Genomic DNA, 25,553 nt, shown 5'->3' with positions numbered 1-25,553 from the left:
CCCCACTATGTTCCGCTCCGCCGCCGGCGCCCGGCCCCACAATGAAATCCGGCCCCCAGCACATACACGTGCAGCGCATGATCCTCCAACATGAACGCATGATACACCAGCTCCCGAATCTTCCGCCCCGCCGGCGGCGGCTCCACCCCATACAAACTGTCCAAACACTTGGTCGCCGCCATGTGATGCGCCGTCGGACACACCCCGCAAATCCGACTGGTAATCTGCGGCATCTCCTCCGCCGGCCGCCCCAACGCAAATACCTCAAAACCCCGCAGCCCGGCACCTGAAAATACGCCCGCTCCACACCCCCACGCTCGTCCAAAATATCTCAATCTTCCCATGCCCCTCCAACCGCGTGATCGGATCTATGCTCACCCGCCGCCGCCGCCGCCGCCACCGCCGCATTGGCCGCCAGGTTCCCCGCGTTAAATGCTTGTTTGGTTGCTTCGTTCATATTGCCTCTCCACGTCCTTCCCGCTCACACCCCCACCTTCCGCCGCAACAGGCTCTTGGCCAGCCCATACCGATACAACGTCCCCACCGGATCCGGCATCCCCCAGCACCGCATCCACCCCCGCCTCGTCCTTCGGCCCCAAATCTGAACACAAACTCGACAGCATCTTCGCCCCTGATCCCGCACCCGCGACGTCGGCCCAAAACACCCGTGCACGGCATGTTCCCCCATGCACTGCCCCCACACCCCGCCCGCGTCGCCGGCCCCATACACACCACCCCCTGCGCCAAAAAACACTTCGTCCCATCCAACACCCGCTGATGCGGCCGCACCAGCTCTCCCAACGCCAGGTCCACCGGCTTGCTCTCCCGCCGCGGACACTCGCTGCACAACGCCACGTCCGGCGCCAACACCGACCCCCGCTCCGGCAACCGCCCCTCCAACAACGCCCCCACCGCCGCCTTCGTCACCAACGGCGTCGGCGGACACCCCGGCACATAATAGTCCACCTCCACCACCTGATCCAACGCCCGCACCCCCATGCAGCTCCGGCAAATGCAACCGGTGCCCCCTCCTCATGCTCCACCCGCGGCCGCACCTTCCCTCGTTCACCACCGACGGACTCCCCTCATAGTTGAACCGCAATAGCTCCTCCCGCCGGTACAAATTGGCCAGCCCAGGCACCCCCCCCATGTGCGCACACGACCCGTACGCTATCAGATACCGGCTCTTCCGCCGCAACAACCGCGCCAACTCCGCCTGCTCCGTCGAACGAATCGCCCCATTGAGAAAGGTGGCCACAATCCCCCCCTCCGGCAGCGCCTCCACGTCCCGGTACTTGAAGTCCATCGCCACCGGCCACAACACAATCTCCACCTTCTCCACCAACCCCAAAATGTCCTCCGCCAAGTCCACCACCGTCTCCTCACAGCCCCCACACGACGCACACCAGTAAAACGCTACCTTCGGCTTAGCCATGTGCCACCTCGCTTTCTTCTCGCTCCACCTTCGCCGCCAGCTCCGCCACCTCCCGATCCCACTCCGCCCACCGCCCCGGCAAACCCAACGGCCCCAACGCCCGTATCTGCTCCACCATCTCGTTCACCACCACCTTCACCTTCTCCCCCTCCGCCGCCGAGATCCACTCCAGCCGAAACCGCGCCTCCTCTATCCCCATCCCCGCCAACATCCGCCGCAACAACCGCGCCCGCCGCAGCATCTTGTAGTTCCCCTCCACATAATGACAGTCATTGGGATGACACCCCCCCACCAACACCCCGTCCGCCCCACGCGCAAACGCCTCCAAAATAAACTGCGGATCCACCCGCCCGCTGCACATCAACCGAATCACCCGCACGTTCGGCGCGTACTTCAACCGCGACACCCCCGCCAAATCCGCCGCCGTGTACGTGCACCAGTTGCAAAAAAACGCCACTATCCGCGGACTCCAGCCCGCCTCCACCTGCCGCTTGCCTGCTGTCTCACTCATAACGCCGCGCTCCTTTCTCCTAAACCCGCTCACTCCGCCAACACCCCCTCTATCTCGCTAAACACCTCCGCGTCCTCAAACAAATTCTGCACGATCGAACCCGACGGACACGCCCCCACACACGTCCCGCACCCCTTGCACAACGCCTCGTTGATGTAGGCTTTCTTTTTATCCGGCAAATAACTGATGGCCGTGTAGGGACAAAGAGGAATGCAAGATTTGCACCCGGAACACTCGCTCTCAATCACAAATGCGGTGTTGGGTTCCATCTCAATGTGGCCACGGTCAATCAGTGAAAAAGCCTCAGCCGCCGCCGCACCCGCCTGAGCCACTGAGTCGGGAATGTCCTTCGGCCCCTGGCAGCAGCCTGCAAGAAATATGCCTTCGGTGGGAGTGCTCACGGGAGCCAGTTTGGGATGCCGCTCTAAAAACCATCCTTCAGAACTGCAGCTCATATTGAACAGGCGGCGCACGTCATCGGCATCAGGATGCGGCTCAAGCCCCACCGCCAGCACCACCATGTCCACCGGCACATGCAAAATACGGTTCATCAGCGTATCTTCCGCTTTCACCACCAGCCGGCCGTTGGCCTCGGGCGAAGGATCAGGAAATACATCCGCCACTTTGCCGCGAATCATCTGGATGCCCTCCTCGGCAATGCGATTATAAAACTCCTCCATGCTTTTGCCCGGGCTGCGCATGTCAATGTAGAAGTTGAATATCTCCGCTTCCGTGCGCTCGTGGATGAGGTGGGCCAGTTTGAGCGAGTAAAGGCAGCAAACCCGGGAACACCAACGGTTGGTGTTTTCATCCCGGGAGCCAACACAATGAATAATCGCCACCTTTTTCGGCTTTTGTCCATTTTTCAACACCACCTCTCCGCCGGTGGGGCCGGAGGAGTTCACCAGCCGCTCCACTTCCAAGGACGTGTACACGTTGGGGTACACGCCGTAGCCATAGTACGGCGTGCGGTGAGGATCAAAGGTCTTGAAGCCGGTGGCCACGATAATGGTGCCTACCTGGATTTCGCGCAGTTCCTCCTGCTGCTTGAAATCAATCGCCTTGCGGTCTCCGCAAGCCTCCACGCAAGTCTTTTTGCACTTGCCGGTTTTGACTTCAATGCAGGTCTCTGGATCTATGATGACAATGGGCGGCACCGCCTGCGCAAAGGGCAGATACACCGGTTTGCGTTTGCCCAGGCCGAGGTTGAAATCATCCGGAAACGCAGGCTTCTTGTACACGCAAGCATCCACACACTCCTGGCATCCCGTGCACAAATCCTCGATGATGTAACGCGGTTTGCGGCGCACCGTCACGCGATAGTTGCCCACATAACCATCCACTTTGACCACTTCGCTGTACGTCCAAAGGCGGATGTTGGGGTGTTTGTCCACGGCGGACATTTTGGGGCTGAGCACGCACATGGCGCAATCGAGGGTGGGAAAGGTCTTGTCAAACTTGGCCATGTGGCCGCCGATGGTCGGCTCGCGCTCCACTAAATACACCAGCTTCCCGGCATTGGCCAGCACCAAGGCGGCGTGGATGCCGGCAATGCCGCCGCCCACAATCAGAACGTTGGGATTAATCGGCGCCTTTTTCACCTCCAGCGGCTTGTGCAACGGCACCCGGTTGATGGCCGCCCGCACCTGCGCCATGGCCTTGCGCGTGGCCGCCTCCTTGTCCGTATGCACCCACGAGTTGTGCTCGCGGATGTTAACCATCTGGAAAAAGTAGGGGTTCAAGCCCGCCTTGCTAATCGCGCCCCGGAAGGTGTGCTCGTGGAGCAAGGGCGAACAGGCCGCCACTACAATCCGATTGAGCCGGTTTTCCAAAATGTCCTGCTGAATCAGCTCCTGGCCGGGGTCGGAGCACATGTATTTGTAATCCCGGGACACCACCACATTGGGCAGCTTGGCTGCATATTGGGCCACCGCCTTGACATCAATGGTCCCGGCGATGTTCACCCCGCAATGGCAAACATAGAAACCGATGCGGATGGGATCGCTTTTCTTGGGAATGTACATGTTAGTCCTCCAATGATTCAGCGAGCAATTCCACCACGTCGCGCACGATCATGGGTTTGTCGTGCGGCACCACCTTCAAAGCATCCTCGAAACGGTAGATTTCATAGGGACACGAAACCGCCAGCACATCCGCGCCCGTGGCAATGGCCTCCTTGATACGGCGCTCGCTCAGGCGTTCCATGCCCTTTTGTTTGAAGTAAGTGTCCAGCCACATCCCGCCCCCCCCGCCACCGCAGCAGATGGAATTGATGCGGTTGTGCACCATCTCGACCACTTTTACGCCCGGAATAGCCTTGAGCAAGGTCCGCGCTTCCTCATAAAGACCGGCGCGGCGGCCCAGACAGCAGGCATCATGGTAGGTGACGGTGAGGTTCAGCGGTTTCTTGAGTTTGGGCTTAAGCTGCTCCACGTGCCGGGCTAAAAAGGCGGTGGTATGCTCCACCGGCCAGTTGAACCCGTACATGGGATATCGGATGCGGAAAGCGTTAAAGGCATGGGCATCGCCGGTGATGATGCGGTTAAACTGATACTTTTTGAATATCTCCATGTTGTAGTCGGTCAGCGTCTCAAACAAGCCCGACTCCCACGTAAGCTGCCCGCAATCACCCGCACACTTTTCCTCATTGCCCAGAATGGCATAGTCCACCCCCAACGCATGCAGCAGCCGCACCATAGCACGGCTGTTATCCTGGCCACGGGCATAAAAAGAGGTATAGCACTCCACAAACCACAAAACATCCACCGGCCGCTTAATCTCGGCCATCACGGGCACTTTATGGGGGGCGGTCGCAATCCAATTGGCGCGTTTCCGCGAGGATTCGCCCATGGGATTGCCGTAGCGCAAGGTGTTTTGCAGGCTTTTTTGCAGCTCGGCCGGCATCTCCTGCAAATTCATGAGCGTCTGCTCCTTGACCAGAGGCAGGAGCACGTCCGAAAGCCGGATGCCCCGCGGACATTTGGCCATGCAGGCATAACACGCCACGCATTTGAGCATGCTGTCGCTCTGAAAAACCTCCTCGATAAAACCACGGCGCAGCATGTTGATGATGCGGCGTGGCGGATAGTCCATGTGGTCCCCGTAAGGACAAGTCCCGGCGCACATGCCGCATTGAATGCAGGTCAATATTCGCCGTCCCTCCGGCGTGCTCAAAAGCGTGTCCAGCTTGGTATCCCGCTGGCAGACCTCATATTCAATCGTGGATATCATGGCTTGTCCTTCATTTGTTCATGCAGCCGTCGTTGCCGCCGGCTCCTGCACACATTCCCAAACCAGTTCCGCCAAATCTTTCACCGCCAGCTTGCCTTCCAACCCCGTGGTTTTCAGGGCGTCGCGAAACATGGCGATGTCCTTGGGACAGGCCACCACCATCGTTTGCACCCCCGGCAACGCTGCCGCCTCACGCACCCGGCTTTCCGCCGGCCGCTCCTGCACCTTTTCCGCATCCTCCATCCAAATACGTCCGCCGCCTGCCCCGCAACAGTAACTCCGTCCGCGGCAACGTGGCATCTCGACCACCTCCAGCCCCAGCCGCCGCAATACCTCCCGGGGCGGCTCATAAACACCATTATAACGGCCCAGATAGCAGGGGTCATGGTAGGTGACTTTGCCCTGCAGCGGTTGCCGCAGCTTCAAACGGCCTTGGGCAAGCAGTTCACACAGCAGTTCCGTGTAATGCACCACCCGCACGCCATTCTCCAAACCGTATTCATTTTTCAGGGTGTTGTACGTGTGGGGATCGGTCGTAACGATGACCTTGAATTTCGCCTTCGCGAGAGCCTGTTTGTTTTTATCGCGCAATACCTCAAACAAACCTTCTTCTCCCACCCTGCGCACGTCGTTGCCCGCATTGCGTTCGGCTTCGTACAAAAGCCCAAAGCTCAACCCCGCCGCTTCAAACAACCGCGCCGTCTTTTGGGTGATGGATTCCAGACGCGGATCAAAGGAGGCATAATCCCCCACAAACCAGAGGTACTCGACTTCCTCTTTGCGGGCATCCTTGATTTTCAGGCCCCCATTCTGCACCCAACGGGCGCGCATCCGATCGGATTTGCCAAAGGAATTGCCGTAGCGATTCAATTTGTCGAGCATGTCCTGAATGCCGCGATCCACAGCGCCCTGGTTGACCAAATGCCGCCGCATCTGCACAATAATGGGCACCTGCTCATTCCAGACCGCGCAACATTCCATGCACGCCATGCAAGTGGTGCAGGCCCAGACCTCCGCCGGTTGAATCAACCCCCCGGCCAATACCGGCATTGCCTCCTCTTTGGCTCCCCCACTGGAAGTGGTGGTGACCACCGCCCCATTACCTTGGAGGGCGGCCTGTTCAAAATGATGTTTTAACTTCTGAATGACATCCTGCGGACACAACGAGTAACCGCTGTTCTGCGCCGGGCAGGCCCGGTCACAGCGTCCGCATTCAGCACAGGCAAAGCCGCACAGCAATTGTTTCCACGTAAACTCGCTCCAATGCGCCGCGCCAGTGGTATAATCCTCCTTGGTACCCGGGGCATCCAAGGTTCCCACCGGTTGCAGCCGCCCAAAAAATACATTCAACGGACTGACCACCAGGTGCATGTGCTTGGAAAAAGGCAGATAGCACAGGAAGAAAAACACTCCCAGCATATGCAGCCACCACATGGCCTTGGCCCACGCGGCGGCCGTGGCTGGCGAAGTCTCCGGCAGCACCCGAACCAACAAACTGCCCAGCGGGGCCCAATCTGAAGTGTGCCCGCCTTCGGCTTGCAGGCGAAAACCCGACCCCAAAAGCGTGGTGACCATCAAAAGCGCAATAAGCCCCAAAATCAAATTGGCATCCAGACTCAAATGCAGCCGAGGCGGGGGGAAGAACAAACGCCGCGCCAAAGCCACCCCTAGGGCTACCAGGACAATGACGGCAAAGATTTCCAGGAGAAAAGCCACCACCCGGACTTCATCCGGGAAAGGCAGTTTAAGGAAGGGGAAGAGCCCGCTTGCCAGGGACCAGTTGAAACACGTGGCATACAGCACAAACCCCCAAAAAATGAGGAAATGCGGCCAGCCAATGGCCCGTTCATTGAAAATCCTCTTCTGCAACAAAACATGGTCCACCACCATCCGCAAACGGCGGGGAATTTGGTCAAACCGATTTTCCGGCCGCGCCCGCCGCAAAGCAGTAACAATGCGCCATACCCGCCATCCAAACAGGCCGAAAGACACCAAGGCCAAACCCCACAACCACAACACCCCCGGCAGGCCCAGGAAGGCACCCTTGACAGGATTCAAATCAGGAACGCCCCCTGCCGCCGCAGCCTGGCGCACCGCCGTTTCCATGGCCGACACCCCATCCCCCGCCGCTAATAGGACGGAATTGACTTGCAGCGTCATTTCCATAACCACGCCGAGGTTGCCGCAAAGGCGAAAGATTTAGCCGTAATCCTCAGCCTTTGCGCGCTTTCACTTTTTCGGTCAGCACCGGTAGCAAATCGAGCGCGTCCACCGTCGCTCCGTAGTGGGCGCCATCAAAAATGGGTGCTTTCGGGTCCGTATTCACCGCCACAATCAACCGCGAGCCTTGCATGCCCTCCCAATGCTCCGGAGCGCCACTGATGCCCAAGGCCAGGTAAAGCCGTGGTTTGACCGTCATGCCCGATTTGCCCACCTGCCGGCTCAACGGCAACCAGCCCTGGTCAATCACCGGCCGCGAAGCACACACCGCCCCGCCCAATGCAGCCGCCAATTCCTCCGCCAGCGCCACGTTGTCCTGGCTTTGGATGCCACGCCCCACCGCCACCAAAACATCCTGTTTGGTGATGTCCACATCGCCCGTCTCCGGTTCAATGAATTGAACAAACTTGACCGGCGATGGCGCAACCTCCACGGCTGCCGGAATCAGTTGCGGCGAGCCTGCACGGCGCCCAGCCTCTGCCGGGAATGCGCCCGGATAAACACTGATAATGCCGCGATGCTCCGCCAGGCGCGTATCGGCCAGCACCTTGCCGCCAAATAATTGGCTGGTGGCTACCACCGCCCCATCCTCCACCCGGGCTGCTTTGCAGAAATTAATGTAAGGAAGCCGGGTGCGCGCCGCCAAAACAGTGCCCACCCCCAAGGAAACATTGGTACCCCCAACTAAAACCAGCGCCGCTTGCTCCTGATGCAGGAGTTCCTGCAAAACCGAGGCCTGCGTAGCTGCAGTGGCAAGCGTCAACGCTGGATTTTCCACCAACAGCACCTTGTCCGCCATGCCCAACTGGCTGCCCAAAGCCGTGACGTTTGCTCCAGCAACCGCCGCCGTAAGCGGCACTTTCAAGGCATCCGCCAATTGCCGTCCCAGCCCCAACATCTCGAACGTAATTTCGGAAATTTGCCCCCGCAGGTGTTCCGTCCAAATTAAAATGCCCTGGCTCATGTGGATTCCTTTCCTTTGATGATTTACAACAAACTGTTTTGGGCCAACACCTCCACCACCTTGTCCGCCACTTCTTCCACCGACCCTTCCAACATCTGCGCCCGGCCGGCGGCCTCCGGCAAATACATGCGCTCGACCTCATACGCACGCTGGGCTTCCGGCGCCACTCCCTCTACCTCCTCAATTTTGGCAGTTTTTTGCGCCGCCCGCACCTTGGCAATGGGCACATATCGCGGCGGCTTCTCGGCAGATTGAATGCCCAACACGCAAGGCAACGGCACGACAAACTCGCCCCGCAGCCCCCCGGCAAATTCCTTGGTCACCTTCACCTCCTGCGCCCCCGGCACAATGCGAGTCACCACCCCCACGAAGGGCACCCCCAATTTCTCCGCCAAACACGGGCCAATTTCGCCCTCCAAATCATCGTAAGCCTGGCTGCGTAAAAGCACCATCGTGTCCGCCGACAATTGGCCATCCGGAGCAAGGTATTGGGCAAACACCTGGGCCGCTCCCAAACTGCCCAACTGGCTCCAATCGCCGGTCAATTTAACGGCCTGGTTGACGCCCTTGGCCAGGGCCGTGAACAATGCGTCCTCCACCTCCGGCGACTCAAGCGCAACCACCGCGACGTCCCCACCGATTTTCTCCTTCAACAAAAGCGCCTCTTCAATGGCATGCTCGTCACTGTCCGCAAGTTTGGGGCGCACGGCATCGGTATCCAAAGATTTGCCGTCCGCCCCGATGATTAACTCCTCCACGGTATCCGGCACCATTTTGATTAGGACGTAGTATTTCATAAGTGCTTGATGCCAAATGGGTACTGGCGCCATTCGCAATCCCCTCCAATGCACCACCATGCCTTCCTGCGGGAATTAAGCCGAAACCCACACCCCCCAACATGGGCAAGCCCCAGAGACACCATGCCTCTTTCGGCTTTTTTGGCTTTCATAGTTCAAAAAATACGCAGAGGCCATTGAAGACTCTACGCATATTTTGCCAAAGATTAAACAGATTTGGTTAATTATCTCATCTTTTAAGATTAGATATATTTATATTTTTGATTATTGTTTCCATAAGACTTAACCTTGCATCCGCCAATAGCTTCTATGCTGGTCATGCGCAGCCCATACCAACCACACTCTTGCCACTTCACCGCCACCCCTCCCATGTCTCAGAATTAGAAACAAGCATCTTCCTCTTTAACATCCCTTCAAACTGCGCTCCCCCTCTTGCGCCGTCTCGGTGCAAGGAGGATAATAACTTCCAATCATTGGCCATTCGCCATATCCGCAACGGGTTAATCCCAACCGCCATCACCCCTTTGCCCTTGGCAATACCACATTCCAGTTGGGGCCGCCCCGTTGTCTGAGTTGAGCATGATGAGCGCTTTGACATTATTGATCGCCGTGCCTTGGGCAGCCGGACTGCTCCTCTGGGGCATACGCTCCGACCGCCTGCGGCGCGCCGTGGTCATTGGCACGGTTTTGTTTGTTGCCGCTTTGAGCGTCAATCTGGCTGTCCGGCTGTTTCACACCGGTGATGTCTTCCACGTGGACACCCACTGGATCAACTGGTTGATGCTGGCCGGCGAAGGCGGCATGGCGATGTATCTGCTGCGGGTGGGATGGAAACAGCGGCATCCCGTGGTGGTTGCCTTGGTGCTCGCCCAAACCGCCCTCATGGCGTGGTTCGAGTTAAGTCATGGCGCAGAGTTGCGTGTGGGCCAGAACCTCTTTGTGGACAAATTCTCCATCCTCATGGCCTTGATTAATGGCGTGGTGGGCGGTCTGATTTGCATCTACGCCCTTGGTTACATGCGGGAATTTCACGACGTCCACCACCCCGAGATTGCAGACCGGCGGCCCATGTTTTTCGGCCTGTTGTTTATCTTCATGGGAGCCATGTTTGGCATTATTTTTGCCAACAACCTGTTGTGGTTTTTCTTTTTCTGGGAGGTGACCACCCTGTGCTCCTTCCTGTTGATTGGCTACAAGCAAACGGAGGAATCCCGCCAAAACGCCCTCCGGGCGCTGAATTTGAACCTCATGGGCGGCCTGGCCATGGCCGCGGGAATTGTGCTGTTTCACACCCGCGCCGGCAGCATCGAATTGGCAGTCTTGTTCCAAAAGACGCCGGAGGTGGTTCTCGCGCCAGTGGCCCTGCTCGCTTTTGCCGGTTTAACCAAATCAGCCCAGTTGCCGTTTTCACGGTGGTTGTTGGGCGCCATGGTGGCGCCCACCCCCGTCAGCGCCCTGTTGCATTCCTCAACCATGGTCAAAGCCGGCTTGTATCTAATCCTGCGACTGGCGCCGGTACTGTGGGGCACGGTGCCGGGAACCGTGCTGGCATTGACAGGCGCGGTGACTTTCGTCGTGACCTCGTTTGCGGCGGTCTGCACCAGCGACGCCAAAAAAGTGCTGGCCTACTCCACCATAGCCAATCTGGGGTTGGTGGTGCTTTGCGGTGGCATCGGCACTTACGAAGCGGTCTGGGCCGGCATTTTAATGATCGTCTTTCATGCCGTGGCCAAATGCCTGCTTTTCCTCTGCGTCGGCGTCATCGAGCACAAGTTGCACAGCCGGGACATCGAAAAAATGAGCGGCCTGATTTTAAGTCTGCCGCGCATTTCCGTGTTTTTACAGGTGGGCATTGCCGGCATGTTTCTGGCGCCGTTTGGCATGTTGCTCAGTAAATGGGCCGTGCTCAAGGCGGTGGTGGATTCCTATCCGCTCCTGGCCGTGTTTGTATGCTTTGGCTCGGCCCCCACCTTGTTCTTCTGGGTCAAGTGGCTGGGCAAACTGCTGGAGGTCACCGGCGCCATCGAAAACAAGGAAAAAGGCATCGGCCGCGGCGAATGGGTGGCCATGGGAGCCCTAACGGTGTTGACCGGCCTGACCTGTCTGTTTTTCCCGCTGATTTCCTCGGAACTCGTCGAGCCTTATGTGATGGAGGTGTACTGGCGCACGGCCGCCATGGACCACGGCAATTTCATCATCATGACCATCATGCTCTGCATGGTGGGGCTGTTCCCCCTGAGTTTCATAAATTATAAGCGCAAGGTCCATGTCATGGATGCCTATCTGAGCGGGGCGAATGTGGAGCGCAACAACACGCATTTCCTGGATGCCCGCGGCGCCGCCCGGCCCATGACCATGCGCAACTACTATTTCCAGGACCTGCTCAAGGAAGATCAATTGCTCCGCGGCGGTTTGTTCGCGGGTTTGAGTCTGTTGGTGTTTTTACTTGGATTTGTCTTGTTATGAGTCCCGGATGGCGTCTGGTTATTTATCTGATTGCAGCCCCCCTTCTCGGCGGCCTGCTGGCCGGTGTGGACCGCAAACTCACGGCCCGCATGCAGGCGCGCCAGGGTCCGCCCCTGCTGCAGCCCTTCTATGACGTGATTAAACTTTGGAACAAGGAAACCATCGTCGTCCGCCGCTCGCAAAATTTTTACATTTTCTTCTTCCTGCTGCTGATGATTTTCACCGGCGGGCTGTTTTTTGCCGGCTCAGACCTGTTGCTGGTGGTTTTTGCCCTGACGCTGGCGGGAATCTTCCTGGTCCTGGGCGCCTACAAAGCCAGCTCGCCCTACAGTTTCCTGGGTGCCGAGCGCGAGCTTATCCAAATGATGGCTTATGAGCCGATGGTGCTCATCACCGCCGTCAGCATCTACCTGGTGACCGGCAGTTTCTACGTCCATGACATCGTGAAACATCCAGACCTGCTTTTGGGCCCTTTGCCCGGTGTTTTTCTGGGTTTCTTATACGCGCTGGAAATCAAATTCCGCAAATCCCCCTTCGACTTTTCCTGCTCGCACCACGCCCATCAGGAACTGGTGCGGGGCTTGACCACGGAATTTTCCGGGAAAGCCCTGGCCATGATCGAAGTGGCGCATTGGTATGAAACCGTGCTACTGTTGGGCTGGGTTTATTTGTTCTTTGCCTCTGTGCCCATACTAGGCCTGATTGCCACCCTGGCCGTTTATGGGTTCCTGATTTTGACTGATAACACCTTTGCCCGTTTGAAGTGGCTGACAGCCGTGAAAAGCGCCTGGGCAGTGACACTGGCCCTTGGTTTCGGCAACATCCTAACGCTGACCCTGCTGCGCTATTAACCTACAGACGTACCGATATGCTCGGGTTCAAGAAATCACCGTGGGTCATCCACTACGATGCCTCCAGTTGCAACGGCTGTGACATCGAGACCCTGGCCTGTCTCACCCCTTTGTACGACGCCGAACGGCTCGGCGTCATCAATACCGGCAATCCCAAGCATGCGGACATTTTCCTGGTCACCGGCGCCGTCAATGAGCAGAGCCGCCAGGTCATCCAAAATATTTACCACCAACTGCCAGAACCCAAGGTCGTCGTCGCCGTGGGCGCCTGCGCGGCCAGCGGCGGCATTTTTCAGGACTGTTATAACATCTCCGGCGGCGTGGACACCGTCATCCCCGTGGACGTCTATGTGCCGGGCTGCGCGGCCCGCCCCGAGGCGATTATTGATGGCATCCTCAAGGCGGTGGAAGTCCTCGAGGAAAAACACCGGCGCATGACCGCCATCGCCAACAGCATTGACCAGACCATCATTGTGCAGGCCACGCCCGAGGATGTGGCCGAGATTCTGGCCCTCCAAAAAGTGGCTTATCAAAGCGAGGCTGAAATCTATGGCGACGAAAGTGTGCCGGCGCTCCAACAAAGCCTGGCCGAATTACGTGAGGACTTCCAGCGCATGGTCTTCCTCAAGGCAGTGGTCAATGGCAAAATCATCGGCGCCGTCCGCGGTTATAGCGAGGGCGACACCGCCCATATCCTGCGGCTGATTGTGCATCCCTATTTTCAAGGCCGTGGCATCGGACGGCGGTTGGTCAAGGAAATCGAAGCCGTATGGCCGCCGGCCATTCGCCGTTTCGAGGCCTTCACCGGCCACAAGAGCAAGCGCAACCTGGCCCTCTACGGCCTCTTGGGCTACCGCCCCTTCAAGGAAGTGCCGCATGACAAAGCGGTGACCTGGGTCTATATGGAGAAAATGCGCCATGAAAGCTGATCAAACCATCATACCCCTGCCGGTGGCAGAGCTACCCGCACGTGTCCTGATGCTGCGGCACGAGGGCTGGCGGCTGGTGCATATCAGCGCCACCCCCGCCGGCGAGCAAATTGAGGTTAATTACGGCTTTGACCGGCTGGGGGTTTATCAAACTTTGCGCGTCACCCTGCCGGCCGCCGCCCCCCGGTTGCCCAGCATCAGCCGCATCTACTGGGCCGCCTTTGTGTACGAAAACGAAATGCACGACCTCTTTGACGTGCAAGTCGAGGGCATGGCCGTGGACTTTCACGGCCATTTTATCAAAACCGCCACCCCCTTTCCCTTTCGGAATCCCGATGCCTCGGCCAGCTCCAGCGCCAGCCCGCGCTCGGGAGCAGTGCCCGGCGCCAGCTTTACCGCCATTCCGGCCGCCCCTCCCTCGTCGGCTGCCCAATCCTGACTAAACCTATGGCCCACACTGTCATTCCTTTTGGCCCCCAGCACCCGGTGCTGCCTGAGCCAATTCATCTGGACCTGGTCATTGAGGACGAGCGCGTTGTCGAGGCCGTGCCCTCCATTGGCTTCATTCATCGCGGCTTGGAAAAGCTGGTGGAGAAAAAAGATTATCAGGAATTTGTGTATGTGGCCGAGCGAGTGTGCGGCATTTGCAGTTTCATCCATGGTGAGACCTTCTGCCACGCCGTCGAGGAATTGATGCAAATCCCCGTCCCGCCCCGCGCCCAATACCTGCGCGTCATCTGGGGGGAAATGTCGCGCATTCACAGCCATCTCCTGTGGCTCGGTCTGACGGCAGATGCCTTTGGTTTCGAGGCGCTGTTCATGCATGCCTGGCGCGTGCGCGAGCGCCTGTTGGACTTGATTGAAGCCACCACCGGCGGGCGCGTGATATTCGGCGCCTGCAAAATCGGCGGCGTCCGCCGGGACATCCCTAAAGACCAGATGCAGGAAGTCTTGAAAGAATTGCAGCGCCTCGAGTCCGACATGCGCGACATCGTGAAAATTTTCCTCGATGATTCCTCTGTGAAGGATCGCCTCTGCGAAGTTGGCGTCCTGAGCCGGGACGAAGCCTATGATCTGGGCTGTGTCGGCCCCATGCTCCGTGCCAGCGGCGTGGCCCAGGACACTCGCCTGCGCGGTTATGCCGCCTATGGCGACCTGGACTTTGCGCCGGTAACCCGCACCGAAGGCGACTGTTACGCCCGCTGCGCCGTGCGTTGCGAAGAGCTCTTTCAAAGTGTGGATTTAATCCGCCAGGCGGCCGCCCGCATGCCGGAGGGTGAGATTAGCGTCAAAGTCACCGGCAACCCCAAAGGCGAATTCACCGCGCGCACCGAACAACCCCGCGGCGAGGTCATTTATTATATCAAGGCCAACGGCACCAAAAACCTGGAACGCTTCCGCGTGCGCACCCCCACCTTCGCCAACCTGCCAGCCCTCTTGAAAATCCTGCAGGGCTGCGAACTGGCGGACGTGCCAGTCTTGGTTTTGACCATTGACCCCTGCATCAGTTGCACGGAACGTTGAGGATTTAGCTTATGGCATACTTTACCATGGCCAAACTGGCCCTGAAATGGGCCATTCACCCGCCAGTCACCCGCCAGTATCCCTTTACCCCACGGCGTCCCCTGCCCCACAGCCGGGGACAGTTGATTTTCATCAAGGACAAATGCGTTTATTGCAATGTGTGCGCCAAAAAATGCCCCACCCGCGCGCTCACCGTCAATCGCGCCGCCAAAAAATGGGGCATTGAACGGCTGCAATGCATCTCCTGCGGTTATTGCGTGGAGGTCTGCCCCAAGAATTGCCTGCAACTGGACACCGACCACGGCAAACCCACCGTCACCAAGGACAAGGAAACCTATTAATAAGCCACCCAGCGCAGGTTGCGCACCGTGTAACGCACTCGCGTTGAAGGCGTGCTCACCCCGATTTTCACCGCCTCCAATATTTGCGGATTCAGCTTCCCATCCGGGTCCAAGGGTGACCACCCCGTCCCAAACACCGCCTCCCGAAATAAAGCCACTGTTTCCACTGTTTCACCCGGCTTGGGAGTCACCGTGGCCTCAGACACGTAACTGGCCCCGCCGGGCTCGCGCCAAATGACCCGGAACTTGCCCTCGCCCTCATGCACCGTCAGTTCAAAGGCCAGGCCCGTGGCGCCCTCCGGTGGACGCTCTCCCGCGATTAAATCCAGGCGCGGATAAACCCAGCGGTCCACGCCTTTGGGTTCCGCGTGCACCACCACGCCATTCGTCACGGCCTCGATGCGCAACTCGCCGCCGCCTGAAATCTCCTTTGCCCACCGTCCAGCATCCCCGGCCCCGCTCAACGCCAGCAATGTAACCCGGTCAAAACGCGGCGGGTGGGGCATGAGATTGAAACTGAGAACTGGTCGCCCGGCCGTGCCGAAATCGCCCTCCAGGCGCACCGTCTCCACCATCCGCGCCGGTTTGCCGCGCAAATCCAATGGCAGAGGAATCTCGCGGCGCTCCATGGGGGCCAATTCCATGCGTAAGGGCCAGTCCCGCTGCGCCGTGGCGGCAACCCATTCCGCCCCGCGCTTCATCACCAAAGTGCCGCGCACCGGTCGCTCGGAAAAATTATAGGCATAGACAGCCAGCGTTTCCGGCCGCTCGGTGGAAACTTTGGCGGCAGATTTGGCCAGCACCGTCTGCTCCGCGCTCAACAACACCTGCAACACCACCGGCGAGGGTTTGCCTGGCAGGAACGGCGGAGTTTTGGGGGGCGGCTCAAAATGCCATGGCCCTCGCGGCTTCACCGCGATGAACAGCGGCGCTGGAGTCAGCCGATACGCGCCTTCATTCGCCGGCTTGGGCCGCCCCAGGTGATCCCATGCGGCATCCGCCACGCACGCCAGCGGCGTCTCACCGCTGCGTGTCCACGCCACCAGAATCTCGCGCTCCCTGCCCTCTGGCCGCGCCTTGAACAGGTAGGCCACCACATTGGTGGGGCCGTTGCTTAAGCGCCCCAGCGGCCGCGCCTCCGCCAGCAACCTTCCCACCGCCGCCAGCGAAACATACGCAGGCCGCGGCGAAAGGTCTGGGCGCACAATGCCAAATTGGGTTTGCCCCTCCACGTAGTGCGGCAGCAAAAAATAAAACACCATGGCTGGATTTTCGTGCAAGGCAGCCGCAAAAGTTTTCACCAGCCGCTCGGACTGATCCCACAAGTTTTCATCCGGCAATTCCTTCAAAGCGGGGTCCCCCGCCCATTTCACCGGCATGGCGCATTCCGTGATCCACAGCGGCCGGCCGCCGCTCACCGCCCGGTGATCCGCGTACACAGCCGGATAGCGGTCATACGGTTCATAATGATGAAAATTGTACGTGTCATAATACGGCCACGCGGCATTGGCATGGAAATCCTCCAACTGGGCCGGACGATGATGCGCCCACACGTTCAGGCAGGCAATCACCTGCGGATTGCCGGCTTTCATGCCCAGATAAGCCGCCTTTTGCAACGAAGCCATTTCGCTGCCGGTGTGCCCGCCAAACACGTCAATATCCGCCTCATTCCACGGCTCAAAGGCCAGCACCTGACCCCGCCAACGCTGCGCCAGCTCCCGCTGGAAGCGATACGCATCGCGCAAATCTAACGGAAAACGTTTCGTCACCGGGTTGGCCCATTCCGGCGAATGATGATGCACCTGCAACACCCGCAACCCGGCCCCAGCCTGCGCCCGCGCACTCACATCATAGCGTGTGGCAGCCGCAAACCTCCCGCGCTCCGGCTCCAGCTCGCGCCACGTCATCCGGTCCCGCACCCAGTTCACCCCCGCCAGGGCGCATAAACGGGCCGCAGCCTCCATTTTCTCCGGCGGATAAAACCAGGCCATGGCGACATCGAGTGCTATGGGCGAACGGGCCGGAGTGGGACTTTTGAGGGGCTCTATGACGGCCAGCGAAATCCACACCCCCGGCGCAGCGTTGCTCGCGCGCAAACGATAAAAACCCACCGGCAAACGCCCCAGCACAGCCCGGCCTCCTTGAAGAGTGACCGGCACGCGGCTCTCATCGCGGTAACTGAGCAACTCCCATCCCTCTCCCCCACCCGGCACCGGCACTACCACCTCCTCCCCCGCCAAATACACATTGCCGGGCGGCGGAGCCTTCACTTCCGCCGCTTCCAACGGCAGTCCGACACAACACCAAACCACCCAAAAACACCAACACACCACCACCTGAGGGATTGCAATGCGGCTCATGGTTTTGCTTGTACCCTGTCCGCCCACTTCTGTCCACCACATCAGGTCACCTCCACCTTCCCAACCAACTGGAAGCTTGAGTTTTAGACCGCGAAGTTCATCATGAACTGGATGCAAGCACATGACGATGCTGCACTGGATCAATTGTGGCAGGAGTATGCGCTCGTCTTCCGGGAGTTTGACGATTTAACCTTGGCTCGCTGGCTGGCGCAAACGCTGGGGCAGCTTACCGGCAAAATCTGGCGCGCCTCGCATCCCCTGGTCAGCGCCTACCGCGTCGCGAGCATGGTGGCCCACGAGCGCCAAATCTGGCTCAAGCGATTGACCAATCGCCCCGCCCCCTACAACGAAGCCACCTGCTGCCGGGCGCCCCTGGTGCCCATGTTCACCCGCGATGTCAAGGAAACCGGCCTGCTGTGCCTGCATTGCGGAGAAACGGCCGTGACGCTGGAAGAACTGCCGGCGGAACTCACCCAATCCATCCTGTTGTGGTGCCAGACTTACGCGCCGGTCCATCAGGTGGCGCACTGGGAGCAGGCACAACAACAACGCGTGGCCAATTACGAGGACGAGCTTGACCGCGCTTTTGAAGCGGCTCGGGATTTGTTGCTTCAACTTCACCGGGAGGTTTTGCCCCAACTGCTCGCGCTTTATCCGGCGGTGGTCTGGGAAGACCACGATGAATGCCTGGATGTCCGCCCCGAAGATTTGATGCTCCGATGATACGCTGGCTGACGCGATGGTGTTTCCGACTTCTGGTGGTGGCCTTGCTCCTGCTCTTGGGACTCTGGCTGATGATGGATCAAATATCCAAGGAAATGACGGAAAAACGGCTGGAGGAGTGGTCCGGCCTCCATGCCAGCATTGGCCGCATGGAAGTGGGCTGGCTGCGGCCCACCCTGCGGATGGAAAATGTGTTGCTGTATAACTCGGCCACCCATGGCGGGACCCCCTGCCTGAGCATTCCAGAAGTGTGGGTGGAATACGACCGGGGCGCGTTGCTGCGGCGCCAGCTTCGTTTCAAAGTCTTGCGCCTGAACATTGCTGAACTCCATGTCGTGGAAGGCGCCGACGGACGCTTGAATTTGGAAACCGTGCGCGAACGCATCACCAAGGCAGCCGCAAAAACCGGCGCCCAGGCTGGCACAGAGAAAAAACCGCTGGAGTTTGCCGGCATCGAAACCCTGGTGTTGAGCTGGAGCCGCATGCGGTACAGCAGCCTGCGCCAGGCAGAAACACGCGGCTATTACCAGTTGCAGGTGGAAGACTGGGTGCAAACCCACCTGCAAACCACCGATGCCCTCCTGCAATCCCTGCATGGCCTGGCCAAGGCCAAAGGCTTGGAATGGCTATGGCAACGTTTGATGAGACCGGACCACCCCGGCGGTGCTGCCAGGGTTCAAAGCAGTAAATAATCTTGGCCGCTCAGGCAGGCCGCCCCTGACACACGCCAGCCGCGGCCACGCTCGCTCAACTTGTAGGGATTATTAAGGCAATACCGTCTTGCCCATGAGATAGCGATCACACTCGCGCGCGGCGCCCCGCCCCTCGTTAATCGCCCATACCACCAGGCTCTGTCCACGGCGCATGTCGCCAGCCACAAACACCCCCCGTACATTGGTGGCAAACTTGCCGTGCTCCGCCTTGACATTGGAGCGGGCATCGCGGTCCAGCCCAAGCTGTTGAATCAAGCCATCCTCGGGCCCCAGGAAGCCCATGGCCAGCAACACCAGTTGCGCCGGGTACGTATGCTCCGTGCCGGGAATCGGCTGCGGCACCATGCGCCCTTGCTCATCCTTCTTCCAATCCACCAACACCGTGCGCACCCCGCGCACCGCCCCATGCTCATCCCCCAGGAACTTGGTGGCCGTAATGCGGAACTTGCGCGGGTCCTCCCCGCTGAGGGCGGCGGCTTCTTCCTGCCCGTAATCCACTTTGAATGTCTTCGGCCATTGCGGCCACGGATTATCCGCCGGACGCTGGTCCAGCGGGCGCGGCAGAATTTCCAGTTGCAACACACTCTTGCAGCCCTGCCGAATGGCCGTGCCCACGCAGTCAGTGCCCGTGTCCCCGCCCCCAATCACAATGACATCCTTGTCGCGTGCCGAAATAAACCGCCCATCCTGATGCTGCGAGTCGAGCAGGCTGCGCGTGTTGGCGGTCAAATACTCCATCGCAAAGTGCACCCCTTTAAGCTGCCGCCCCTCAATGGGCAAATCCCGCGGCTTGGTGGCCCCGCAACACAGGATGACGGCGTCGAACTCGCGCAACAACTTTTCTGCCGGATAATTGCGCCCCACCTCGGTGTTGGTGACAAAACTAACTCCCTCGCGCGCCATCAAATCCACCCGCCGTTGCACCACGCGCTTGTCGAGCTTCATGTTGGGGATGCCGTACATGAGCAATCCGCCAATCCGGTCCGCCCGCTCAAAAACCGTGACCGTATGCCCAGCCTTGTTCAACTGGGCGGCCGCCGCAAGCCCCGCCGGGCCAGAACCCACCACCGCCACCTTTTTGCCCGTGCGGCGCGGTGGCGGCTCGGGGGTGATCCACCCCATGTCGAAACCCTTGTCGGCAATGGCGCACTCAATGCTTTTAATGGTCACCGGCGGCTCAATGATGCCCAGCACACATGCCCCTTCACACGGCGCCGGACAAACGCGGCCGGTGAACTCCGGAAAGTTGTTGGTCTTGTGCAGGCGCTGCAAGGCTTCCTTCCACAGCCCGCGATAAACCAAATCATTCCACTCCGGAATCAGGTTGTTGATCGGGCACCCGGAGGCCATGCCGGCCAGCAGCATGCCGGTGTGACAAAACGGCGTGCCGCAGTCCATGCACCGCGCTCCCTGGTCTCGCAATTTTTCCTCCGGAAACGGCAAATGGAATTCATCCCAGTTGCGAATGCGCTCCAGGGGTGGCACCTCCGGTGGCAATTCACGCACAAACTCAAGAAATCCAGTTGGCTTGCCCATGGTGTAAATCTCTCGGTGTTGATGGATTGTCTGCTAATTTGCTTGCCGCCGGCAGCTTAGCCCCCGCCCACGCGGGCCACGTCACGGATGTTCTCTTCAAAGGCCGCCATGACGGCTTCCTCACCAGTCAGCCCGGCTTCCTTGACCTTGCGCATCGCCTTGAGCACGCGCGCATAATCATTCGGCAACACCTTGATGAAACGTGGCGCCATTTGTTCCCATTGATTCAGAATCTCCTGCCCGCGCGGACTCCGCGTCAGCGCCACATGCCGCTCAATCAATCCCCGCACCGTCTCCAAATCTTCCTCGTCGGGTTTCACCAGAGAAACCATCTCCCGGTTGCAGGTGCGCTGGAATGGCCCGCCTTCATCCAACACGTACGCCACCCCGCCGGACATGCCCGCCGCGAAATTCCGGCCAGTCTGCCCCAACACCACCACCAGACCCCCGGTCATATACTCGCAGCCGTGGTCGCCGATGCCTTCCACCACGGCGACCGCGCCGCTGTTACGCACGGCAAAACGCTCGCCCGCCACGCCGCAGACAAACAATTCGCCGCTGGTGGCCCCGTAAAGGGCCACGTTCCCGATGATGATGTTTTCCTCCGGGCGGAACACCGAACCCTTGGGGGGATACACCACCAACCGCGCTCCCGACAACCCCTTGCCCACGTAGTCATTCGCATCACCTTCCAGCTCAAAGGTGATGCCCCGCGGCATGAAGGCGCCAAAACTCTGCCCCGCGGAACCCTTGAAATGCAGATGGATGGTGTCCTCCGGCAATCCATCGCCGCCATACCGGCGGGTCACCTCGCTGCCCAGCATCGTGCCCACCGCGCGATTGCTGTTGCGGATGGGCAGCACGGCCCGCACCCTCTCACCATGCGCCAGCGCCGGCTCGCACAGACGCAGCAACATTTGATAATCCATGCTCTGCTCCAACCCATGGTTTTGCGTAATCTGGCAATAACGCTCGTGGTCGGCAGCCGCCTTGGATTGATGGAACAGACGGGAAAAGTCCAGCCCCTTGGCCTTCCAATGGTCCACTGCCCGCTTGACCTCCAGCCGGTCCACCCGCCCCACCATTTCATCAAAGGTGCGGAAACCCAACTGTGCCATCAGCTCCCGCACTTCCATCGCCACAAAACGCATGAAATTCACCACGTATTCCGGTTTGCCGGTGAAGTTCTTCCGCAGCCGCGGATCCTGCGTGGCCACGCCCACCGGGCACGTGTTCTTGTGGCACACCCGCATCATAATGCAACCCATGCTCACCAGCGGCGCCGTGGCAAAACCAAATTCCTCCGCCCCCAGCAATGCGCCAATTACCACATCGCGCCCCGTTTTGAGCTGCCCGTCCACCTCCACGGCAATCCGGCTCCGCAGCCCATTGAGCACCAGAGTCTGATGCGTCTCCGCCAGCCCCAGTTCCCACGGACCCCCCGCATGTTTAATCGAGGTCAGCGGCGAGGCGCCGGTGCCACCATCATGGCCGCTGATCAGCACCACGTCCGCATGCGCCTTGGCCACGCCGGCGGCCACGGTCCCCACGCCCACTTCCGCCACGAGCTTCACACTGATGCGCGCATGATGGTTGGCATTTTTCAAATCGTAAATCAGTTGCGCCAAATCCTCGATGGAGTAGATGTCATGATGTGGCGGAGGCGAAATCAACCCCACCCCCGGCGTGGCATGGCGCGTCTTGGCTATCCACGGATAGACCTTGTGCCCCGGCAACTGTCCGCCCTCTCCCGGCTTGGCCCCTTGGGCCATTTTGATTTGCAGTTCCTTGGCGTTGACCAGATACAAACTGGTCACCCCAAAACGCCCGGACGCCACCTGCTTGATGGCGCTGTTTTTGGAATCCCCATTCGGCAGCGGCACATAACGCGCCGGGTCCTCACCGCCTTCACCGGTGTTGCTCTTGCCCCCAATGCGGTTCATCGCAATCGCCAGCGTCTCATGCGCCTCCTGACTGATGGAGCCATAGGACATCGCGCCGCTCTTGAACCGCCGCATGATGGATTCCACGGACTCCACCTCCTCCAGCGGCACAATCTGCGGCGCAAACTTGAAGCTGAACAAACCGCGCAACGTGCACAGGTTTTTCGCCTGTTGATTCACGGCGGCGGAGTACTCCCGGAACATTTCATAACTGTTGTTCCGCACCGCCTGCTGCAGCTTGTGCACCGTCACCGGATTGAACAGATGGAATTCACCGTCGCTGCGCCACTGATACTGCCCGCCGGGATCCAGCGTGTAATCTTGGATCGGAATCGGCGGAAATGCCCGCTCATGCCGCAGCCGGACTTCCTCGGCCACCTCGTCCAAACCAATGCCCTCAATGCGCGAAGAGGTCCACGTGAAATATTTGTCCACAAACTCCTGGCTCAAGCCGATGGCCTCGAATATCTGCGCCCCGCGATAACTCTGGATCGTCGAGATGCCCATCTTGGAGATGACCTTGAGCACCCCTTTGACCACCGCCTTGATGTAATTCTTGACGGCCTTTTCGTGGTCCAAACCATTCAATACGCCGTCCCGAATCATGTCGTCCAGCGTCTCAAAGGCCAGATACGGATTGATGGCGCTCACTCCGTAGCCAATCAGCAGCGCAAAATGATGCACCTCCCGCGGCTCGCCCGATTCAAGCACCAGACTGGCCCGCGTCCGCAATCCTTCGCGAATGAGGTGGTGATGCAAACCCGATACCGCCAACAAGGCTGGAATGGCAGCATGCTCCCGGTCTATTCCCCGATCCGAGAGGATGAGCACGTTCACTCCATTCTGAATGGCCGCCTCGGCCTGTCGGCAAAGCTGCTCCACCGCCTTGGCCAGCCCTGGCCCGCCCTCGGCCACCGGATAAAGAATTGGCAGTACCGCTGACTTGAACCCGTGGCTGTTCAGGTTCTTGATTTGGGCCAGTTCGTCATTGTCCACAATGGGCGTGGGCAGCCAGATGAAATGGCAACTGCCCGGCTCCGCCCGCAGCAGATTGCGCTCCGAGCCCAAAGTGGTATCCGTCGCCGTGACGATGGCCTCGCGCAGGTAATCAATCGGCGGGTTGGTCACCTGCGCAAACAACTGCTTGAAGTAATTGTAGAGCAGTTGTGGTTTGTTGCTCAGCACCGCCAGCGGCGTATCGGTCCCCATCGAACCCAGCGGCTCCACCCCATCTTTGGCCATGGGGGCCAGAATAAAACGCTCGTCCTCGTAAGTATATCCAAACGCAACCTGCCGCTGCAGAATGGTTTGGTGGTCCGGCGCCGGGGGTGGTGGCGCCGCCGGCAGGTCATCCAGTTTCACCAGATGCTTGTCCAGCCACTGGCGGTATGGGTAGGCGGTGGCAATTTGCCGCTTAATTTCCTCATCGGCCACCAGCCGCCCCAGCTCCGTGTCCACCAGCAACATGCGCCCCGGTTGCAAACGCCCTTTGTGCACCACCTTTTCCGGCGGAATATTCAGCACGCCCACCTCCGAGGCCATGATCACCAGATCATCGGTGGTCACATAATACCGTGAAGGCCGCAAACCGTTGCGATCCAGGACCGCCCCAATGCGGATGCCATCAGTGAACGAGATGGAAGCCGGCCCATCCCACGGCTCCATCAAACACCGGTGATATTCGTAAAAGGCCCGCTTCTCCGGGTCCATGGTTTCATGGTTTTGCCACGGCTCCGGAATCATCATCATCACCGCATGCGGCAAGGGACGCCCCGCCAGCACCAGCAGCTCCAGACAGTTGTCAAACATGGCCGAGTCGCTGCCGTCCTGGCAGATGATTGGCAGCAGCTTCTTCAAATCTTCACCAAAGACCTCCGATTCCATCATCGCCTGCCGCGCATGCATCCAGTTGATGTTGCCGCGAAGGGTGTTGATTTCACCGTTGTGGCTGATGTAACGATACGGATGCGCCCGATCCCAGCTCGGAAAGGTGTTGGTGCTGAAGCGTGAGTGCACCAGCGCCAGCGCCGAACGCATCGCTGGATCCGCCAGTTCAGGGTAGTACTCGCCCAACTGCTCGGACATCAACATGCCCTTGTAAACCAGCGTCTTGTATGAGAGGCTGCACACGTAAAACGCGCTGCCCCCCGGCGTCCCATATCGAATGGCATTTTCCAGCCGCCGCCGGATGACGTACAATTTGCGCTCGAAAGCCATCGGGTCCGCCAGCTTCGGCGAGCGCCCAATGTAAAGCTGTTCAATAACCGGCTCGCCCGCCCGGGCAGTGGCCCCCAGCGAGCCATTATTCACCGGCACGCGCCGCCAGCCCAGCAATTCCTGGCCCTCTTCCCGAATAATCTGCTCGCACCGCTCCTTGGCCCGACGGCGCTCAGCCGCATCCACCGGCAAAAAAACATTGCCCGCCCCATAATGGCCCGGCTTGGGCAAACGAATGCCCGCTTCCGCACAGGCCTCCGCCAGAAACTCATGCGGCATCTGAATCAAGATGCCTGCTCCGTCACCGGTGTTATCCTCGCAACCGCAGGCGCCGCGATGCCGCAAATTAATCAGAATTTGCAGCGCCTGCTCGATGATTTCATGTGAACGCCGACCCTTGACGTGCACCACGAATCCCACCCCGCAGGCGTCATGCTCATACTGCGGATCATACAGTCCCTGCCGGCCCGGCGGGCGCTGCTCCTGCAGTTCAGCCGTCTCGGTTGCTGTTCTATTGCTCATTCGATCACTCAGTTTTGCCGAAGTTCGCTCAAAAGTCGCTCCGGCTCTTTGCTTTTTCTGGGCATTCTTACTGCCATCCGGTCATGCCCTTCACCGTCATGGGGGGCCGCCTGTGGGGTGAAGCAGGCCTTCGCCTCCCCCTGAATGTGCCGGCATTGCCGTCCCGTTGCCGTTTGCAGACTCTGAATCGTTCAACACCGCACAGCAGTGATTTAATTTGCCTTAACGTCAAACCGCGTCAACGGTTAAAAAAAAGGTTTTCTAAAATAG

General features: G+C 59.3%; 19 protein-coding genes and 1 pseudogene. 9 read left to right on the top strand and 11 right to left on the bottom strand.

All coding sequences use genetic code 11. From position 1 onward, the window contains the following. Window positions 1-5 precede the first annotated feature (5 nt). The 8 genes from NXS98_RS17905 to NXS98_RS03695 all read right to left on the bottom strand — a co-directional run bounded on the left by NXS98_RS17905 (window position 6) and on the right by NXS98_RS03695 (window position 9,158). Window positions 6-233 carry a nickel-dependent hydrogenase large subunit gene (locus NXS98_RS17905; RefSeq protein ID WP_425499951.1) on the bottom strand — a complete coding sequence of 76 codons (228 nt, stop codon included), beginning with the start codon at window positions 231-233 and terminating at the stop codon, window positions 6-8. A 248-nt stretch (window positions 234-481) separates the two neighbouring features. Continuing rightward, a complete protein-coding gene (locus tag NXS98_RS03725; protein WP_283847127.1) occupies window positions 482-1,435 on the bottom strand; it encodes an NADH-quinone oxidoreductase subunit B family protein in 954 nt (317 codons plus the stop codon). Next, window positions 1,428-1,946 carry a hydrogenase iron-sulfur subunit gene (locus tag NXS98_RS03720; protein WP_283847126.1) on the bottom strand — a complete coding sequence of 173 codons (519 nt, stop codon included), beginning with the start codon at window positions 1,944-1,946 and terminating at the stop codon, window positions 1,428-1,430. Before NXS98_RS03720 ends, NXS98_RS03725 begins: the two co-directional genes overlap by 8 nt. Window positions 1,947-1,975: 29 nt before the next feature. Then, window positions 1,976-3,970: a CoB--CoM heterodisulfide reductase iron-sulfur subunit A family protein gene (locus NXS98_RS03715; protein ID WP_283847125.1), complete on the bottom strand. Its 1,995-nt coding sequence runs from the start codon at window positions 3,968-3,970 to the stop codon at window positions 1,976-1,978. 1 nt (window position 3,971) lies between these two features. Further along, window positions 3,972-5,177, bottom strand: coding sequence for a (Fe-S)-binding protein (locus NXS98_RS03710; protein ID WP_283847124.1), 1,206 nt, complete (start codon window positions 5,175-5,177; stop codon window positions 3,972-3,974). Window positions 5,178-5,195: 18 nt separating this feature from the next. Then, entirely contained in the window at window positions 5,196-7,343 is a 2,148-nt protein-coding gene (locus tag NXS98_RS03705) for a heterodisulfide reductase-related iron-sulfur binding cluster (protein ID WP_283847123.1), read from the bottom strand. A gap of 46 nt (window positions 7,344-7,389) precedes the next feature. Further along, window positions 7,390-8,361, bottom strand: coding sequence for an electron transfer flavoprotein subunit alpha/FixB family protein (locus tag NXS98_RS03700; RefSeq protein WP_283847122.1), 972 nt, complete (start codon window positions 8,359-8,361; stop codon window positions 7,390-7,392). Window positions 8,362-8,384: 23 nt separating this feature from the next. After that, window positions 8,385-9,158 carry an electron transfer flavoprotein subunit beta/FixA family protein gene (locus NXS98_RS03695; RefSeq protein ID WP_283847121.1) on the bottom strand — a complete coding sequence of 258 codons (774 nt, stop codon included), beginning with the start codon at window positions 9,156-9,158 and terminating at the stop codon, window positions 8,385-8,387. A gap of 579 nt (window positions 9,159-9,737) precedes the next feature. On the opposite strand from NXS98_RS03695, the gene NXS98_RS03690 reads away from it, so the two are divergent. The 7 genes and pseudogenes from NXS98_RS03690 (at window position 9,738) to NXS98_RS03660 (ending at window position 15,269) form a co-directional block, all read left to right on the top strand. Continuing rightward, window positions 9,738-11,624, top strand: a complete 1,887-nt coding sequence (locus NXS98_RS03690; protein ID WP_283847120.1) for an NADH-quinone oxidoreductase subunit 5 family protein — start codon at window positions 9,738-9,740, stop codon at window positions 11,622-11,624. After that, window positions 11,621-12,475, top strand: coding sequence for a respiratory chain complex I subunit 1 family protein (locus NXS98_RS03685; RefSeq protein WP_283847119.1), 855 nt, complete (start codon window positions 11,621-11,623; stop codon window positions 12,473-12,475). Before NXS98_RS03690 ends, NXS98_RS03685 begins: the two co-directional genes overlap by 4 nt. Before the next feature lie 17 nt (window positions 12,476-12,492). After that, window positions 12,493-12,912: pseudogene (locus NXS98_RS03680) on the top strand (NADH-quinone oxidoreductase subunit B family protein); the annotation flags it as partial. Next, window positions 12,910-13,404 carry a GNAT family N-acetyltransferase gene (locus NXS98_RS03675; RefSeq protein ID WP_283848118.1) on the top strand — a complete coding sequence of 165 codons (495 nt, stop codon included), beginning with the start codon at window positions 12,910-12,912 and terminating at the stop codon, window positions 13,402-13,404. The pseudogene NXS98_RS03680 and the gene NXS98_RS03675, both read left to right, overlap by 3 nt. After that, a complete protein-coding gene (locus NXS98_RS03670; protein ID WP_283847118.1) occupies window positions 13,394-13,843 on the top strand; it encodes an NADH-quinone oxidoreductase subunit C in 450 nt (149 codons plus the stop codon). Before NXS98_RS03675 ends, NXS98_RS03670 begins: the two co-directional genes overlap by 11 nt. 8 nt (window positions 13,844-13,851) lie before the next feature. After that, window positions 13,852-14,928, top strand: coding sequence for a hydrogenase large subunit (locus NXS98_RS03665; protein WP_283847117.1), 1,077 nt, complete (start codon window positions 13,852-13,854; stop codon window positions 14,926-14,928). A gap of 11 nt (window positions 14,929-14,939) precedes the next feature. Then, a complete protein-coding gene (locus NXS98_RS03660; RefSeq protein ID WP_283847116.1) occupies window positions 14,940-15,269 on the top strand; it encodes a 4Fe-4S dicluster domain-containing protein in 330 nt (109 codons plus the stop codon). Here the strand turns inward: NXS98_RS03660 and NXS98_RS03655 are convergent. Next, window positions 15,266-17,629, bottom strand: a complete 2,364-nt coding sequence (locus NXS98_RS03655) for a hypothetical protein (RefSeq protein ID WP_283847115.1) — start codon at window positions 17,627-17,629, stop codon at window positions 15,266-15,268. The genes NXS98_RS03660 and NXS98_RS03655 overlap by 4 nt on opposite strands. A gap of 102 nt (window positions 17,630-17,731) precedes the next feature. On the opposite strand from NXS98_RS03655, the gene NXS98_RS03650 reads away from it, so the two are divergent. Next, window positions 17,732-18,352 carry a hypothetical protein gene (locus tag NXS98_RS03650; protein WP_283847114.1) on the top strand — a complete coding sequence of 207 codons (621 nt, stop codon included), beginning with the start codon at window positions 17,732-17,734 and terminating at the stop codon, window positions 18,350-18,352. Beyond that, window positions 18,349-19,044 carry an AsmA family protein gene (locus tag NXS98_RS03645; protein ID WP_283847113.1) on the top strand — a complete coding sequence of 232 codons (696 nt, stop codon included), beginning with the start codon at window positions 18,349-18,351 and terminating at the stop codon, window positions 19,042-19,044. Before NXS98_RS03650 ends, NXS98_RS03645 begins: the two co-directional genes overlap by 4 nt. 72 nt (window positions 19,045-19,116) lie before the next feature. Here the strand turns inward: NXS98_RS03645 and NXS98_RS03640 are convergent, their stop codons facing one another. Together NXS98_RS03640 and gltB are read right to left on the bottom strand one after the other, a co-directional pair. Beyond that, window positions 19,117-20,601, bottom strand: a complete 1,485-nt coding sequence (locus tag NXS98_RS03640; protein WP_283847112.1) for a glutamate synthase subunit beta — start codon at window positions 20,599-20,601, stop codon at window positions 19,117-19,119. 56 nt (window positions 20,602-20,657) lie between these two features. After that, window positions 20,658-25,283, bottom strand: coding sequence for a glutamate synthase large subunit (gene gltB, locus NXS98_RS03635; RefSeq protein WP_283847111.1), 4,626 nt, complete (start codon window positions 25,281-25,283; stop codon window positions 20,658-20,660). Window positions 25,284-25,553 lie beyond the last annotated feature (270 nt).

It is taken from the genome of Fontisphaera persica, assembly GCF_024832785.1.
GTDB lineage: Bacteria > Verrucomicrobiota > Verrucomicrobiia > Limisphaerales > Fontisphaeraceae > Fontisphaera > Fontisphaera persica.
Note: the sequence above shows the minus strand (reverse complement) of the source record. Positions and strands in the feature narration are given on the sequence as shown.

What these genes read in the sequence shown, in the direction of transcription:
- NXS98_RS03650 (WP_283847114.1), top strand. Translation starts at nt 17,732, where the DNA reads ATGAACTGGATGCAAGCACATGACGATGCTGCACTGGATCAATTGTGG.
- NXS98_RS03655 (WP_283847115.1), bottom strand. Translation starts at nt 17,629, where the DNA reads ATGAGCCGCATTGCAATCCCTCAGGTGGTGGTGTGTTGGTGTTTTTGG.
- NXS98_RS03685 (WP_283847119.1), top strand. Translation starts at nt 11,621, where the DNA reads ATGAGTCCCGGATGGCGTCTGGTTATTTATCTGATTGCAGCCCCCCTT.
- NXS98_RS03700 (WP_283847122.1), bottom strand. Translation starts at nt 8,361, where the DNA reads ATGAGCCAGGGCATTTTAATTTGGACGGAACACCTGCGGGGGCAAATT.
- NXS98_RS03675 (WP_283848118.1), top strand. Translation starts at nt 12,910, where the DNA reads ATGACCGCCATCGCCAACAGCATTGACCAGACCATCATTGTGCAGGCC.
- NXS98_RS03665 (WP_283847117.1), top strand. Translation starts at nt 13,852, where the DNA reads ATGGCCCACACTGTCATTCCTTTTGGCCCCCAGCACCCGGTGCTGCCT.
- NXS98_RS03720 (WP_283847126.1), bottom strand. Translation starts at nt 1,946, where the DNA reads ATGAGTGAGACAGCAGGCAAGCGGCAGGTGGAGGCGGGCTGGAGTCCG.
- NXS98_RS03670 (WP_283847118.1), top strand. Translation starts at nt 13,394, where the DNA reads ATGAAAGCTGATCAAACCATCATACCCCTGCCGGTGGCAGAGCTACCC.
- NXS98_RS03690 (WP_283847120.1), top strand. Translation starts at nt 9,738, where the DNA reads ATGATGAGCGCTTTGACATTATTGATCGCCGTGCCTTGGGCAGCCGGA.
- NXS98_RS03660 (WP_283847116.1), top strand. Translation starts at nt 14,940, where the DNA reads ATGGCATACTTTACCATGGCCAAACTGGCCCTGAAATGGGCCATTCAC.
- NXS98_RS03715 (WP_283847125.1), bottom strand. Translation starts at nt 3,970, where the DNA reads ATGTACATTCCCAAGAAAAGCGATCCCATCCGCATCGGTTTCTATGTT.
- gltB (WP_283847111.1), bottom strand. Translation starts at nt 25,283, where the DNA reads ATGAGCAATAGAACAGCAACCGAGACGGCTGAACTGCAGGAGCAGCGC.
- NXS98_RS03725 (WP_283847127.1), bottom strand. Translation starts at nt 1,435, where the DNA reads ATGGCTAAGCCGAAGGTAGCGTTTTACTGGTGTGCGTCGTGTGGGGGC.
- NXS98_RS03705 (WP_283847123.1), bottom strand. Translation starts at nt 7,343, where the DNA reads ATGGAAATGACGCTGCAAGTCAATTCCGTCCTATTAGCGGCGGGGGAT.
- NXS98_RS03695 (WP_283847121.1), bottom strand. Translation starts at nt 9,158, where the DNA reads ATGAAATACTACGTCCTAATCAAAATGGTGCCGGATACCGTGGAGGAG.
- NXS98_RS17905 (WP_425499951.1), bottom strand. Translation starts at nt 233, where the DNA reads ATGCCGCAGATTACCAGTCGGATTTGCGGGGTGTGTCCGACGGCGCAT.
- NXS98_RS03645 (WP_283847113.1), top strand. Translation starts at nt 18,349, where the DNA reads ATGATACGCTGGCTGACGCGATGGTGTTTCCGACTTCTGGTGGTGGCC.
- NXS98_RS03640 (WP_283847112.1), bottom strand. Translation starts at nt 20,601, where the DNA reads ATGGGCAAGCCAACTGGATTTCTTGAGTTTGTGCGTGAATTGCCACCG.
- NXS98_RS03710 (WP_283847124.1), bottom strand. Translation starts at nt 5,177, where the DNA reads ATGATATCCACGATTGAATATGAGGTCTGCCAGCGGGATACCAAGCTG.